This is a genomic window from Amycolatopsis sp. NPDC001319 (assembly GCF_042896185.1).
Classification (GTDB): Bacteria; Actinomycetota; Actinomycetes; order Mycobacteriales; family Pseudonocardiaceae; genus Amycolatopsis.
Genome location: NZ_JBIAWY010000001.1, coordinates 738,726 through 752,579 on the forward strand (window position 1 = coordinate 738,726; position 13,854 = coordinate 752,579).

The 13,854-nt window shown below is 71.3% G+C and carries 14 protein-coding genes; 12 read left to right on the forward strand and 2 right to left on the reverse strand.

From position 1 onward, the window contains the following. The first annotated feature begins 5 nt into the window (after positions 1-5). From ACFY1H_RS03540 to ACFY1H_RS03595, 12 genes are all read left to right on the forward strand, one after another. Positions 6-629, forward strand: coding sequence for an SRPBCC family protein (locus ACFY1H_RS03540; RefSeq protein ID WP_386944308.1), 624 nt, complete (start codon positions 6-8; stop codon positions 627-629). Then, positions 626-2,020 (forward strand): aldehyde dehydrogenase family protein, encoded by a 1,395-nt coding sequence (locus ACFY1H_RS03545; RefSeq protein ID WP_386944310.1) that lies wholly within the window; start codon positions 626-628, stop codon positions 2,018-2,020. Before ACFY1H_RS03540 ends, ACFY1H_RS03545 begins: the two co-directional genes overlap by 4 nt. After that, positions 2,017-3,105, forward strand: a complete 1,089-nt coding sequence (locus ACFY1H_RS03550) for a zinc-binding dehydrogenase (RefSeq protein ID WP_386944312.1) — start codon at positions 2,017-2,019, stop codon at positions 3,103-3,105. Before ACFY1H_RS03545 ends, ACFY1H_RS03550 begins: the two co-directional genes overlap by 4 nt. Continuing rightward, positions 3,102-3,896 carry an MBL fold metallo-hydrolase gene (locus tag ACFY1H_RS03555; RefSeq protein ID WP_366580415.1) on the forward strand — a complete coding sequence of 265 codons (795 nt, stop codon included), beginning with the start codon at positions 3,102-3,104 and terminating at the stop codon, positions 3,894-3,896. Before ACFY1H_RS03550 ends, ACFY1H_RS03555 begins: the two co-directional genes overlap by 4 nt. An 11-nt stretch (positions 3,897-3,907) precedes the next feature. Next, positions 3,908-4,672, forward strand: coding sequence for an SDR family NAD(P)-dependent oxidoreductase (locus ACFY1H_RS03560; RefSeq protein ID WP_386944314.1), 765 nt, complete (start codon positions 3,908-3,910; stop codon positions 4,670-4,672). A 5-nt stretch (positions 4,673-4,677) separates the two neighbouring features. Then, the gene (locus ACFY1H_RS03565) at positions 4,678-6,999 is read left to right on the forward strand and encodes a xanthine dehydrogenase family protein molybdopterin-binding subunit (RefSeq protein ID WP_386944316.1); all 2,322 of its coding nucleotides are present in this window, start codon (positions 4,678-4,680) and stop codon (positions 6,997-6,999) included. Next, a complete protein-coding gene (locus ACFY1H_RS03570; RefSeq protein ID WP_386944318.1) occupies positions 6,996-7,667 on the forward strand; it encodes an enoyl-CoA hydratase in 672 nt (223 codons plus the stop codon). The genes ACFY1H_RS03565 and ACFY1H_RS03570 overlap by 4 nt, the downstream gene beginning before the upstream one ends. Next, positions 7,664-8,482 carry an FAD binding domain-containing protein gene (locus ACFY1H_RS03575; protein WP_386944320.1) on the forward strand — a complete coding sequence of 273 codons (819 nt, stop codon included), beginning with the start codon at positions 7,664-7,666 and terminating at the stop codon, positions 8,480-8,482. Before ACFY1H_RS03570 ends, ACFY1H_RS03575 begins: the two co-directional genes overlap by 4 nt. After that, a complete protein-coding gene (locus ACFY1H_RS03580) occupies positions 8,479-8,946 on the forward strand; it encodes a (2Fe-2S)-binding protein (protein WP_366580420.1) in 468 nt (155 codons plus the stop codon). The genes ACFY1H_RS03575 and ACFY1H_RS03580 overlap by 4 nt, the downstream gene beginning before the upstream one ends. Beyond that, entirely contained in the window at positions 8,943-9,542 is a 600-nt protein-coding gene (locus ACFY1H_RS03585) for a hypothetical protein (RefSeq protein ID WP_366580421.1), read from the forward strand. Before ACFY1H_RS03580 ends, ACFY1H_RS03585 begins: the two co-directional genes overlap by 4 nt. 13 nt (positions 9,543-9,555) lie before the next feature. Continuing rightward, a complete protein-coding gene (locus ACFY1H_RS03590) occupies positions 9,556-10,152 on the forward strand; it encodes a TetR/AcrR family transcriptional regulator (RefSeq protein ID WP_386944322.1) in 597 nt (198 codons plus the stop codon). Between the two features lie 245 nt (positions 10,153-10,397). Further along, the gene (locus ACFY1H_RS03595) at positions 10,398-11,840 is read left to right on the forward strand and encodes a serine hydrolase domain-containing protein (protein ID WP_386944324.1); all 1,443 of its coding nucleotides are present in this window, start codon (positions 10,398-10,400) and stop codon (positions 11,838-11,840) included. Between the two features lie 48 nt (positions 11,841-11,888). Here the strand turns inward: ACFY1H_RS03595 and ACFY1H_RS03600 are convergent, their stop codons facing one another. Together ACFY1H_RS03600 and ACFY1H_RS03605 are read right to left on the reverse strand one after the other, a co-directional pair. Next, the gene (locus ACFY1H_RS03600; protein WP_386944326.1) at positions 11,889-12,524 is read right to left on the reverse strand and encodes an MBL fold metallo-hydrolase; all 636 of its coding nucleotides are present in this window, start codon (positions 12,522-12,524) and stop codon (positions 11,889-11,891) included. A gap of 28 nt (positions 12,525-12,552) precedes the next feature. After that, positions 12,553-13,344, reverse strand: a complete 792-nt coding sequence (locus ACFY1H_RS03605) for a DUF5937 family protein (protein WP_386944328.1) — start codon at positions 13,342-13,344, stop codon at positions 12,553-12,555. Positions 13,345-13,854: the final 510 nt, after the last annotated feature.

Genomic DNA, 13,854 nt, shown 5'->3' on the forward strand with positions numbered 1-13,854 from the left:
TGTGCGTGGACCTCTCCAACACCTTCACCGTCGACCTCCCGGTCGACGACGCCTGGCGAGTGCTGACGGACCTCGAACGCGTGGCGCCGTGCATGCCCGGTGCGGCGCTGCTCGGCGTCGAAGACGGCGTGTACCAGGGCGCGGTGAAGATCAAGGTGGGCCCCGTTTCCGCGAAGTACCAAGGGACGGCGCGCTTCGTCGAGAAGGACGACAGCGCCCACCGAGCGGTGCTGCGGGCCGAGGGCAAGGACGTCGGCGGCCAGGGCAACGCGGCCGCCACCGTGACCGCGACCCTCACCGCGCAGGGCAGTGGGACCAAAGTGGACGTGCGCACGGACCTTGCCTTGTCGGGACGGGTCGCGCAGTTCGGCCGCGGCGTGATCGCCGACGTCACCGGCAAGCTGCTCGGGCAGTTCGTGCAGCGGCTGGAGGCGGAAGTCGCCGGCAAGCCGGCCAACGTCCAGCCCATCAACGGCAAGGCCGTGAACCTCGACGACGTCGAGCCGCTCGACGTGATGGCGAGCGTCGGCGGCACCATCGCGAAGCGCGCGCTGCCCGTCGCGGCTGTGGCCCTGGTGCTGGCCCTGCTGGTGATCCTGGTGGCGCGCAAGGGAAAGGGGACCGAATGAGTGACCTGGTGCGCGAGCCCCACCTGTACGTCGGTGGCCGGTGGATCGCCGGTGGCGGCGACGACTGCGAGGTCGAGAACCCGGCGACCGAGGAACCGGCGGGCGTCGTCACGCAGGCCTCGTCCGCCGTGGTCAACCTCGCGGTGGCCTCGGCGAACGCGGCGTTCGACGGCTGGGCCACCACCCCCGCCACCGAGCGCGCCGCCGCGCTGCGCCGCCTGCACGACGTGATCACCGAGCGCGCCGACCGGTTCGCCGAGCTCATCACGCTCGAACAGGGCTCACCGCCGCCGGTGGCACGGAAGCTGCACGTCGACACCCCGCTGGCGGTGCTCGCCCGCACGGCCGACGCGCTGGACGAGTTCGAGTTCCGCCGCGAGCTCGGCAACTCCGTGATCCTGCGCGAGCCGGTGGGTGTGGTCGCCGCGATCACGCCGTGGAACCTGCCGCTGCACCAGATCATCGTCAAGGTCGCGCCCGCGCTGGCCGCCGGCTGCACCGTGGTGCTGAAGCCCGCCGCGCTCACGCCGCTCACCGCGTTCGAACTGATGCGCGCCTTCGACGCCGCGGGCTTCCCCGCCGGCACGATCAACCTGGTCACGGGCAGCGGGCGCGACGTCGGCGACCAGCTGACGCGCAGCGCGAGCGTGGACCACGTGTCGTTCACCGGGTCCACGCCGGTCGGTGCGCAGGTCGCGGCGGCCGCGGCGGAGACGATCAAGGGTGTCACGCTGGAGCTGGGTGGGAAGTCCGCCAGCGTCGTGCTGTCCGATGTGGACGACGCACTGCTCGCCAAGGCCGTGAAGGTCACCGTGGCCAACTGCTACCTCAACGGCGGCCAGACGTGCACCGCGCTCTCGCGCCTGATCGTGCCGGCCGACCGGTTGCAGCAGGTCGAAGAGCTCGCGGCCGCCGCGTCGGCGAAATACGTGCCGGGCGAGCGGCTCGGGCCGCTGATCTCGGCCGGGCAGCGCAAGGAAGTCGAGAGCTTCCGCACGGACGAGGCCCGGGCGATCACCGGTCCGGCGGAGCTGCCGGAACGCGGGTACTACGTCCAGCCGACTGTCTACAGCGGAGTCGACCCGGACTCCCGGCTCGCGCAGGAAGAGGTCTTCGGCCCCGTGCTGGCGATCCTCGCCGCGGAGTCGGACGACGAGGCCATCTCCATCGCCAACAACTCGCGCTATGGGCTCGGCGGTGCACTGTGGACCGGGGACCCGGACCACGCCCTCGACCACGCCGCGCGCATCCGCACCGGCCAGGTCGACGTCAACGCCGCGCCGTTCAACCCGCGTGCGCCGTTCGGCGGCTACAAGGCCTCGGGCGTCGGGCGCGAGATCGGCGACTACGGGATCGAAGACGTGCTGGAGATCAAGGCGGTGCAGCTGTGACCGAAGTCAACGCGTTGGTGCTGCGGGAAACCGGCGCGCCGATGACCGTGGAACGCATCCGCCTGCGCGACGTCGGGCCCGGCGACGTGCGGGTCCGCATCGACGCGACCGGCGTCTGCCACTCGGATCTGTCGCTGGCCCGCGGCGTGCTCGCGCAGCAGCTGCCGGCCGTGCTCGGCCACGAGGCGTGCGGCACGGTGCTGGAAGCCGGCGCGGAGGTCGCGGACCTCAGCGTCGGCGACCGCGTGATCCTGCTGTGGATCACGCCGTGCGGCGATTGCGTCCACTGTGGACGCGACGAAGCCCACCTGTGCGTGAACGGGTCCGCACGCGGTGCCGAGCCGTACGCCCAGGACGCCGACGGCAACCCGGTCTACGCCGGGCTCACGGTCGGCTCGTTCGCCGAGCAGACCGTCGTTCCGGCGGCGGCCGCGGTGAAGGTGCCCGAGGACATCAGCTCGGCCGACGCCGCGCTGCTCGGCTGCGCGGTGACCACCGGCGTCGGAGCCGTCACGAAGACCGCGCAGGTCACGCCGGGTTCGTCGGTGCTGGTCGTGGGCCTCGGCGGGGTCGGCCTGGCGGCCATCCAGGGCGCGAAACTCGCCGGGGCGAGCACCGTGATCGCCGTGGACCGCAACGTCGCCAAGGCGGCGTACGCGACCAAGCTCGGCGCGGACCACTTCGTGCCGGCCGACGACACGACGAAGAAGGCCGTGCGCGCGCTGACCGGCGGCGAGGGCGTGGACTACGCGTTCGACTGCGTCGGCTCCGCCCGCACGATCCGCGACGCGTGGGGCATGACCCGCCGCGGCGGCACGGCGTGCGTGGTCGGCGTCGGGGGCAAGGACGACCAGGTGTCGTTCAGCGCGCTGGAGCTGTTCCACTTCGCCCGCACCCTCGTCGGCTGCGTCGCCGGCTCACTCGACGCGGCCCACGACCTGCCGCGGTACTTCGACGACGTCCGCGCCGGCCGCCTGGACCTGGCCGCGATGGTGACCGGCCACGGCGGGCTCGCGGACATCGAGGACGCCTTGACCGCCATGGCCGCCGGACAGGGCGTGCGGACGCTGGTGGTGCCGTCATGAATGTCGGGGCACTGAGGATCGAACCGGTCTACGACGGCTACGGGCGCGAGCCGGGCCGCGAGGTCCTGACCCGCCCGGGCGACGCCGACGCGTGGGCCTGCCACGAGCACCTGCTCGACGAACGTGGCGACCTCGACCTCACGCTCGGCGGGTTCCTGCTGCGCACGGGCGACCGCGTGGTGCTGGTCGACGCCGGCGTCGGCACGATCGACAACGACAAGTACCACGGCGGGCAGTTCCTCGAAAGCCTGCGTGAACACGGCGTCGCTCCCGACGACGTGACCGACGTCGTGTTCACGCACCTGCACTTCGACCACGTCGGCTGGGCCACCAAGAAGGGCCAGGTCGTGTTCCCGAACGCGACCTACCGCGTGCACGCCGACGACTGGGCGCACTTCGTCGAGAGCCCGGACGCCGAACCCGGCGCGGTGCGCAAGCTGTCGCCGCTGGCCGAGCGGCTGGAGCCATTCACCTCGGACACCACGCTCGCGCCCGGCCTCGACTCGCGGCACGTGCCCGGCCACACGCCCGGCTCCACGATCTTCGTGGTGTCCAGCGAAGGCGAGCGCGCGCTGCTGCTCGGCGACGTCGCACACTCCACAGTGGAGCTGACCGACCCGACGTGGGAAGCGATCTTCGACGTCGACCGCACGGCGGCCCGCCAGGTGCGTGCCGGGCTGATCGACGAGCTCACCGACAGCTCCGACGCGGTCGCCGCCGCGCACTTCCCGGGCCTGCGCTTCGGCCGGGTGGTGACCGTCGCCGGCGAGCGCCGGTTCGAGTTCATCTGAAAGGGGACCTCGTGGACCTCAAGCTCAACGGCAAGAACGTGCTGGTCACCGGCGCGGGCCAGGGGCTCGGCCGCGCGCTCGGCATGGCCTTCGCCCAAGAGGGCGCCAACGTCGCCTTCCACTACAACACCTCGGCCGACGGTGCCGAAGCGGCGGCGAAGGAGGCGGCCGCGCTCGGCGTGAAGGCCATCGCGGTCGGCGCGAACCTGCGCGACGCCGACTCCGTGCGCACCGCGATCGACGACGTCGCGACACAGCTCGGCTCGATCGACGTGCTGGTCAACAACGCGGCCGCCACGCAGAGCAAGCCGTTCCTCGAAACCACCGAAGAGGACTGGGCGCCGCAGATCGGCGTGACGGTGGAGGGCACGCTGCGGATCACGCAGGCCGTGGCCAAGAAGATGGTCGAGGCCGGCGGCGGCGCGATCGTGAACCTCATGGGCGACTCCGGCCGCGTCGGCGAGTCCCGGCTGCTCGTCACCGCCACCACGCGCTCGACCACGGTGGGCCTGACCAAGTCGCTCGCGAAGGAGCTGGCGCGCCACGGCATCCGAGCGAACGCCGTCTCGATCGCGCTCGTGCAGACGTCCAGTCTGGACGACCACACCGGACACGCCGACGACGCCAAGATGAAGAAGATCCTGTCCGCCTACCCGCTGCGCCGCCTCGGCCGGGCCGAGGACGTCACCCCGACCGTGCTGCTGCTGGCCTCCCCGCTCTCGTCCTGGACCACGGGACAGATCGTGTCGGTCAACGGCGGCTACACGATGCCGTGACGACCATGGAGGAGAAGCCGGCCGGCGCCATCGGAAAGGTCGTGCGCCGCAAGGAAGACGTGCGGCTGATCACCGGGCGCGGGCGGTACGTCTCCGATCTGCAGCTGCCCCGGATGCGGCACGTCGCGTTCCTGCGCAGCCCGTTCGGCCACGCGCGGATCACCCGCCTGGACGCGTCGGCCGCGCGCGAGCGGGCCGACGTGTTCACCGGCGACCAGCCGGAGTTCGCGACCGTGCCGCTGCGGGCGCTGTCGGCTCTTCCGTCCTATGTGGAGACCGAACAGCCGTTGCTGGCGCGGGACAAGGTGCGGTTCTCGGGTGAGCCCGTGGCCGCCGTCGTCGCCGCCGACCGCTACCGCGCCGAAGACGCGCTGGAGCTGATCGACGTCGACTACGAGCCGCTGCCCGTGAACGTCACGGCATGGCTGCCGCCGACAGAGCCGCTGCACGCCGAAGCGCCGGACAACGTGCTGCTGGAGCGCACCTTCGACACCGGCGAGGTGCCCGACGCGCTGGCCGGGGCCCACCTTGTGGTCGAACGCGAGCTGATCACCAACCGTCACGCCGGCAACCCCATGGAGTGCCGAGCGGGGGTCGCGCTGTGGGACCCGGCCGACGACAAGCTCACGTTGTGGTCGGGCACGCAGGTTCCCCACATCGCGCGCAACATGATCGCGGAGCTGCTCGGCATTTCCGAGGGCAACGTGCGGGTGATCGCGCCGGACGTCGGCGGCGGCTTCGGCGTGAAAGCCGTGGTGTACCCGGAGGACGTCGCGCTGTGCGTGATCGCGCGCCAGCTGCGCGGCACGCCCGTGAAGTGGGTCGAGGACCGCGCCGAGCACCTGCTCGCGGCCACGCACGCGCGCGACCACCGCTACGTCGTGAAGGCCGGGTTCACGGCCGACGGCGAGCTGGTGGCGCTCGACGCGGACGTGACCTGCAACGTCGGCGCGTACTCGGTTTACCCGTGGACGGCCGGGATCGAACCGCTGATGGCCGGCGGGCTGCTGTCCGGGCCGTACCGGCTGCAGCACTACCGCTGCACCGTGCGGGGCGTCGCGACGAACACCGCACCGTCCGGGCCCTACCGCGGGGTGGCACGGCCGGCGAGCGTGTTCGCGATGGAGACGGTGCTCGACGCGGCGGCGGCCGAGCTCGGACTGTCCGCTTTGGACATCCGGCGGCGGAACTTGATCACGCCGGAGGAGATCCCGTACCGCATGCCGTCGCGGCTGGTCGACGACTCCGGCTGGTACGGGGAATGCCTGGAGAAGGCCGTCGAGTCGATCGGCTACGACGAGTTCCGGGCGGAGCAGCGGCGCCGGCGCGAAGAGGGTGAGAACCCGATCGGCCTCGGGCTCGCCTGTTACAACGAGCTCACCGGTCTCGGGCGCGCGGCCGCGGCCGGGCCGCGGATGCCGTTCCGCACCGGCCACGACGCGTGCACCGTGCGCGTCAACCCCGACGGCCGGGTCACCGTGCTGTCCGGCGTGACGTCGCAGGGGCAGGGCCTGGAGACGACCGTGGCGCAGATCGTCGCGGACACGGTCGGGGTGTCCTATGCGGACGTCGAGGTGCGGATCGGCGACACGAACGAATCGCTGTGGGGCTTCGGCGCGTTCTCCTCACGCCAAGCCGTGATCGGCGGCGGCGCGGCCCACCGGTCGGCGGTCACCGTGCGGGAGAAGATCCTGCGGCTCGCGGCCGAGCTGTACGAGGCCAATGTGGACGATCTCAGCCTCGTGGACGGTGACGTGCGCGTCGCCGGAGAGGCCAAGCCGCTGGGCACCCTGGCGGAGCTGGCACGCGTTGCCTACCTGGAGTCCAACCGGCTTCCGCAGGGCATCGAGCCCGGCCTCGAGGCCACGCAGTTCTACGACCCGATCCGCGGCGCGTTCGCGGCCGGGGCGCAGGCGGCGGTCGTCGAGGTGGACCGGGCGACGGGCGCGTTGAAGATCCTCAAGTACGTGTGCGTGGAGGACGCCGGCACGGTGATCAACCCGCAGGTCGTCGAAGGCCAGATCGCCGGCTCGATCGCGCAGGGCATCGGCGGCGCGCTGTACGAGCACCTCATCTACGACGAGGGCGGCAACCTCTCCACGGGCACGCTGATGGACTACCTGATGCCCACGAGCGCCGAGGTGCCGGAGCTCGTGATCGGCCACCTGTCGCACCCCGCGGACAACCCGCTCGGTGTCCGCGGGGTCGGCGAAGGCGGCACGCTCGGCCCGAACGCGGTGCTCGCGGGGGCGATCACCGACGCGCTGGGCGTGCAGGTCACGCACCTGCCGCTGACACCGGCCGCGATCTGGGAGGCGCTGCGATGATCACCTCCGAGGTCCGCGACGACGTCGGCGTCGTCGCGATCGACCGGCACGAGCGGCGCAACGCACTCGACGTCGAGCACCTCGACGACCTGCGTGCCGCCGTTGAGGACGTCGGTCCTCGCGTGCACGCGCTGGTGATCACCGGCCGGGGCACGAGCTTCTGTGCCGGAGCCGATCTGCGTGGCGTGCACGGCGACGGTTTCCGCACCGCGCTGTACGCCGCCCTGCACAGCATCACGGCGCTGCCCGTGCCGGTGCTCGCGGCTGTCAACGGCCCGGCCATCGGCGCGGGCACCCAGCTCGCGATCGCCTGCGACCTGCGGGTGGCCGCACCGTCCGCGGTGTTCGCGGTGCCGACCGCGCGCAATGGGCTGGTCGTCGACCCGTGGACGGTCCGGCGCCTCGCGCTGCTGGCCGGCGGCGGTGCGGCGCGCGCGATGCTGCTGGGCTGCGACCGGCTCGACGCTTCGCTCGCCCACGCTCGGGGGCTCGTCGACCGGCTCGGCGACCTCGACGCGGCGTTCGAGTGGGCGCGCGAGATCGCCGGATTCTCACGGTCTTCGTTGCGGTATTCGAAGCTGGCTCTGGACACGTTGTTCGAAGGCCCCTGGGAGACCACTTTGGACACCGAGTTCGAGGACAGCTGGCCGAAGGAGGTGCCGACGTGAAACCCGCCCCGTTCGACTACGTCCGGGCGCGCAGCGTCGACGAGGCCGTGCGGACGCTCGCCGACGCCGACGGGGACGGCAAGCTCCTCGCCGGCGGGCAGAGCCTGATGCCGGTGCTCGCGCTGCGCATGGCCCGCCCTCGGGTGCTCGTGGACGTCAACCGGATCCCCGGCCTGGCCACGATCATGCCGACCGACGACGGCGTGCGGCTCGGCGCCCTGGTGCGGCACGCGCGCCTGCTGGAGCAGCCGCACCACCCGCTGCTGGCCGAGGCCGCGCGCTGGATCGGCCACACGGCGATCCGCTCGCGCGGGACGAGCGGCGGCAGCATCGCACACGCCGACCCGTCGGCCGAGCTGCCGGTGGTGGCCGCGGCGCTGGAGGCGACCGTCCACATCGCCGGGCCCGGCGGGCAGCGCTCCGAGGTGGCCACAGACTTCTTCGCCGGGCCACTGGAAACCACGCTCGCGGACGACGAGATGATCACCGCGATCGACCTGCCGGTGCCGTCGCGGTGGGGGTTCGCGGAGTTCTCCCGGCGGCACGGCGACTTCGGCCTCGTGCTCGTAGTCGCCGCGGAGGTCGCGGGCCGGTGGCGGCTGGCGATCGGCGGCGTCGGCGGGGTGCCGCTGCGGCCCGCGGAAGCCGAGCGGCTGCTCAACGACGGCGCGGACCTCGACGCGGTCGCGGCCGCCGCCGCGGCGGAAACCCAGCCGCAGAGCGACATCCACGCGTCGGCCGACTACCGGCGGGCGATGACGGCAGAGTTCGTCCGCCGCGCCCTGACGCCCCACGGGAAGCGAGCCGCCGCATGAAAGCCGAATTCACCGTCAACGGCACGCGCCACGACGTCGACGTCGAACCACGCCGGACGCTCGCCGACGCGTTGCGCGAGGACCTCGGCCTGACCGGCACGCACCTGGGGTGTGAACACGGCGTGTGTGGCGCGTGCACCGTGCTGGTCGACGGCGAGCCGGTGCGCGCGTGCCTGATGCTGGCCGTACAGGCCGACGGGTGCTCCGTCAGCACCATCGAGGGCCTCGCGGCCGACGACGGCACGCTGCACCCGTTGCAGGAGGCCTTCTGCGGCAAGCACGGGCTCCAATGTGGATTCTGCACACCCGGCATGCTGATGACCGCGCTCGACCTGCTGGACCGGGAACCGGCGCCGGACCGCGAGCGCATCCGCGAGGAGATGTCGGGCAACATCTGCCGCTGCACGGGGTACGTCGGCATCGTCGACGCGGTGGAGGCCGCCGCGCGCGAGCTCGGCCGATGAAAACCGCCGCGTGGCTGCGCCTGTCGGGCGTGCCCGTCGAGGCTGCGCGCCGCACCTGGCGCGAACTGGACGGGCACGGCTGCTCGACCTTCTACGTCGAGGGCGACCTCGGCCTGTGCGCGGCGCTCGCGGTGGCGACGGAATCCTCCCGCATCTGCTGTTTCGTCCCGCCCGGCCGCCCCGAGCACGTGCTGGCGGGTGCGCGGACGGTGCAGTACCTAAGCGGTGGGCGGTTCACGCTCGGGCTGCGGCCGGCCGATGACGACGACGGCGCGTTCGGCTCGGTCACGGCGTTCGCGCGGCTGGCCGAGGAGGTGCGTGACGTGCTCGGCGGTTTACCGATCACCGTGGCCGGAACCGGGCGAGGTACCGTGCGATTGGCGGCCGAGTTCGCGACCTGCTGGCAGACCACGGACGTTCCGGGCGAACCGGACGTGATGGCGGCCGGCTGCGCAGAGTTCGGCAGACCGGCGCCGGAGAGATCCGTGGTGGTGACCGACGCGCGGCGGCGGGAGTTCGCCGTCGACGAGGTGGTGCTGCCGGTCGACCGGCCGCTGACGGGTGCCGAGTTCCGCGGTGCCGGGTGTTTCGCGTGACGGGGAGGAACCGGTGACGGCAGTGCGCAGCGCGGTCAGCGAAGAGGTCGTGCTCGACACGGCGCTCACGCTGTTCGCCGAGCGGGGGTACCACGGCACCGCGCTCAGCCAGATCGCCGAGGTGCTGCAGATCCGCACCCCGAGCCTGTACAACCACATGCGGTCCAAGGAGGACCTGCTGCGGGCCATCGTGGACCGCACCACCGCGGGGGTGCTCGAGGACTTCGAGCGGGTGACCGGCGAAGACGACGACTGGGCGGCGCAACTGGCGCGCGCCACTCGCGTGTATGCCTTCCGCCACGCCACCCACCGCCGCGAAGCCCTGGTGGTCAACCGCGACACCGACTGCCTCGGCGAACCGCACCGCACGCAGTTCCAGGCCCGCCGCCGGCGCCACGAGCACGCCTTCCGCGCGATCATCGCGTGCGGGGTCGACGCGGGCGTGTTCCACGTGGAGTCCCCGGCGCTCGCGTCGTTCGCGATCCGCGAGATGTGCGTGAGCATCGCACGCTGGTTCCGGGACAACGGCGCCATGACGGCCGAGTCCGTGGCCGACGAGTACAGCCGGTACGCGCTGCAGATCGTGGGCTCCCAAACCGGTCATCGGTGAATATTTCACCCTAACGGGTAGAACGGGTTGACTCTTCCCGTCCCCTTTGCTTTGATTCATGCCACTAACGAACGATAGTTAGTGAATTTCAGAGTTCCTGTGGCGGCGCAGACTCCGCGTCGCGCGGAACCCATTTTCCGGAAATCAAGCACCGGTGTGCCCGCCCGGCTTTTCGAACCGGGCGGTGATTGTTGTTCATCCGATCAACGGTGACGGTTGATCGACGTCTGGGAAAGAGTCTCCCCATGCGCAAGAAAAGGTTTCTGGCTGGGTCCGTCGCTGCCGTGGTGGCCGCGCTCATCGCCGGAACCACCACGTCCGCGGCCGCCGCGGAACTGGCGCCCCCGTTTTTCCAGGGTGCCGCGAACGGTGGTGTGACCACGGCCAAGAGCGATCCGGCGAAGTTCAAGAACTGCGCCGACCCGAAGAAGGGTGAGCCGTTCGGCACGGCGACGCCGCAGGAAGTCGGGCTCGATCCGGCGGTGCTGGACCAATTGGCGACGACACATCTGCTTTCGCTGCAGCGCACGCTGTACGTGGTGCGCTTCGGCTGCCTCGTGAAGACCGGGCCGCTCAACGCGTTGTTCGAGAACACGCCGCAGCACGTGTGGAGCATGACGAAGGGCTTCTCCACGGCGGTGATCGGCCGCGCCGTGACCATGGGCATCTTCAACGTGCACGACACCTTCGGCAAGTATTTCCCCGACCTCGGCGACGCCGTGCACCGCTCCGTCACCGCGCAGCAGCTGCTGCAGCACACGTCGGGCGTGAAGATGAACTGGGCCAACGAAATCCCGGGCGTCGAGTTCGACCGCCTGAAGGCGTGGAGCTCCGCGCCGATGCAGCACGCGCCCGGCACCTACTTCGAGTACAGCCAGAACGGCCCGGCGACCGTGAACGCGATGGCGGAGAAAGCCATGCAGCAGCACGGGTACAAGGATTTCCAGGACTTCGCGCAGCGCGAGCTGTTCGACGAGATCGGCATCGACCGCGACAACTACTTCTGGATGCGCGACCAGGCCGGGCACACCGAGGGGTACGCCGGGCTCCACATGCGACCGATCGACATCGTGCGGTTCTCGTTGCTGGAGCAGAACGGCGGCGTGTACGGCGGGCGGCGGCTGATCTCGCCGGAGTTCATGCGCGAGGCGGGCACGGGTTCGGAGGCGAACCCCGGCTTCGGGTACCAGACGTGGGTGAACTCGGCGCCCTGGTACAACACTGTCGGGCTCAACGGGCTCAAGGAGAAGATCGACCAGCCGCTGATCGCGAGCGCTCCCACGGACATGACGTACGGCTGGGGCTGGCGCGGCCGGCACTTCTTCACCATGCCGAACCTGGGCCTGGACATCGTGACGACGTCGATCGAGCACGACTTCGAGTACGACCCGGCGACCGCGGGCAGCGAGGTCGCGGTGCAGGGTGAGCAGCTCTCGGGCTACCACGAGTTCTTCCGCACGGCGATGCACGCGGTGACCGACCAGAAGGTGCCGGACCCCGGTCCGTACACCGGCCGGTCGGCGAGCCTGACCGCGTTCAACCCGGGCAACTGGGTCGACCCGATCTACACCGTGCAGGGGCGGTTGGCGGCCGGGATGCTCGACCCGAACAAGCCGGGCATCAAGCAGAACGTGGCGGACCTGGTGCGCGTGATGGCGCACACGGGACCGTTCGTGCTGTACAACTGACCGGCTCCCGGGGTGGCCGCCACTGCATGGGCGGCCACCCCGGGTCTTTCACAGCTTCGTGGCGACGCCGCGCTCGACGACCTGCACCTCGGTGCCCTGCGGCGCGAGGTTCTCGAACAGGCCGTAGTGCAGCGCGGGGCTCGACAGCACCGCCTCGTGGATCGGCACGGACTTGCGCGGCGCGACCGCCCGCAGGAAGTCCACCGCCTCGCCGGCCTTGAGCCACGGCGCGCCCGTCGGCAGGCCGAGCACGTCGATCTTCTGCTCGGGCACGAAGAACGAGTCGCCCGGGTGGTAGAAGGCGCCGTGGTCCAGCACGTAGCCGATGTTGGGGATCACGGGGATGTCGCTGTGGATGACGGCGTGCTCACCGCCCACCACGTTCACCGCGGTGCCGCCGATCTCGAAGGCGTCGCCGACGTTCGCGACCTCGTACTGCAGGTTCAGCTTCTGCACGGTCTCCACGGAGCCCGGGTCGACGATCAGCTTCGCGTCCGGGTTCGCCGCCAGCACCTTCGGCAGGCGCTCGCCGTCGATGTGGTCGAAGTGCTGGTGGGTGATGAGGACAGCCGACAGTTCGCGCTCGCGCTCGAAGTCGGTGGAGAACGCGCCCGGGTCGATCAGGATCCGCTCGCCGTCGGTCTCCAGAAGTACACAGGCGTGTCCGAAATGGACGATCCGCATCAGGATTCTCCTTCACACATGGTCACATTCACCCTATGCCCGCGCAGAGCGCGTCGCCAAGCTCGGTCCGCCGGTAGAGCACGCGGTGGCCCTGGCGCGTCGTCGCGGTCAGACCCGCGGCCCGCAACGCCGTGAGGTGCGCGGAAACGGTCGCCTTCGCCAGCCCCAGCCGCGCGGCGAGCTCCGTCGTGGCGGCCGGGCGGTCCAACGTGGTGAGCAACATCGCCTTCGTCCGCCCCACCACCCCGGCCAGCGCTCCCGGCGCTGTGGATGGCTCTGTCCACAGGCCCGCCACCCCCCTCGCGGGGTACAACAACGTCGGCTGCCACGGCGCCACCGTCACCACCCCGACCGACGGCCACGCGAACACACTCGGCACCAGCAGCAGGCCGCGCTCGTCCAGCTCCAGCCGCTGCCGCGCCGCTATGTCGACCAGCACGGAGTCGCCGGTGAGCCGCACCCTCGGGTGCAGCCCGTCGAACACCCCCGCCACACCCTGCTCACCCAACCGCCGCGTCCGGTAGGCGATATCCGCCGCGAGCACCTCCCTCATCCGCGGCCACTCCGGCTCGACGACGTCGCGCCACACCCTCTCGAGCTGCTCGGCCAGCAAATCCCTCGCCTCGCCGGCCCGTGCCGGCAGCCCGCTCAGATCGGCATCCACCATCCCCAACTCGACCCGCACCTGCCCCGGCGGCGTCCCCCGCACCCTCCGCAACTGCTCGGCCGCCGTCGTCTCCGCCGTCCCCGGCGGCGGCGAGAGGAACTCCGTGATGTAGTGCCGTGCCCCCAGCACCGCCGCCAACTCCGGCACGTCCACCCGCCGCCCCCCGAGCCACCCACCCCCACCGGGCAACCGCCGCTTCCCCAGCCACCCCCGCACCACCCCGATGACTTCCTCTAGGGGCGAGATCGCAAACCGCACACCGGCGGTGCTGAGAACCAACTCGACCATGGATTCGGATATACCCGAACGCCGGCTGCTAACGCTGCTTGCGGGGTTTCGGCTTCTTGTGCTCGCGCTTGCCGCCTGCGTTCACCACTGCGCCCGTGCTGCTCGCGCTTGCCGCCTGCGTTCGCTACTGCGCCCGTGCTGCTCGCGCGCGTCGCCCGTCTTCGCTATTGCGCCCGTGCTGCTCGCGCTCACCGCTGGGCGCTCGCCGCCGCGTGCGTGCTCGCCCGCGCCGCCGAGACTCGCCGCCCCTTCGCCGCCGCGTGCGTGCTCGCCCGCGGCGCCGGCACTCCCCACTGCGCCCGTGCTGCCCGCGCTAGAACGGCCACTGACCTGCGCCCTGACCAACCCCGCCGCGAGACAGGCCCCCGCCCTCCC

Excerpts from the sequence above, each read along its gene's own strand:
- ACFY1H_RS03545 (WP_386944310.1), top strand. The coding sequence starts at position 626 with ATGAGTGACCTGGTGCGCGAGCCCCACCTGTACGTCGGTGGCCGGTGG.
- ACFY1H_RS03555 (WP_366580415.1), top strand. The coding sequence starts at position 3,102 with ATGAATGTCGGGGCACTGAGGATCGAACCGGTCTACGACGGCTACGGG.
- ACFY1H_RS03565 (WP_386944316.1), top strand. The coding sequence starts at position 4,678 with ATGGAGGAGAAGCCGGCCGGCGCCATCGGAAAGGTCGTGCGCCGCAAG.
- ACFY1H_RS03570 (WP_386944318.1), top strand. The coding sequence starts at position 6,996 with ATGATCACCTCCGAGGTCCGCGACGACGTCGGCGTCGTCGCGATCGAC.
- ACFY1H_RS03580 (WP_366580420.1), top strand. The coding sequence starts at position 8,479 with ATGAAAGCCGAATTCACCGTCAACGGCACGCGCCACGACGTCGACGTC.
- ACFY1H_RS03585 (WP_366580421.1), top strand. The coding sequence starts at position 8,943 with ATGAAAACCGCCGCGTGGCTGCGCCTGTCGGGCGTGCCCGTCGAGGCT.
- ACFY1H_RS03595 (WP_386944324.1), top strand. The coding sequence starts at position 10,398 with ATGCGCAAGAAAAGGTTTCTGGCTGGGTCCGTCGCTGCCGTGGTGGCC.
- ACFY1H_RS03600 (WP_386944326.1), bottom strand. The coding sequence starts at position 12,524 with ATGCGGATCGTCCATTTCGGACACGCCTGTGTACTTCTGGAGACCGAC.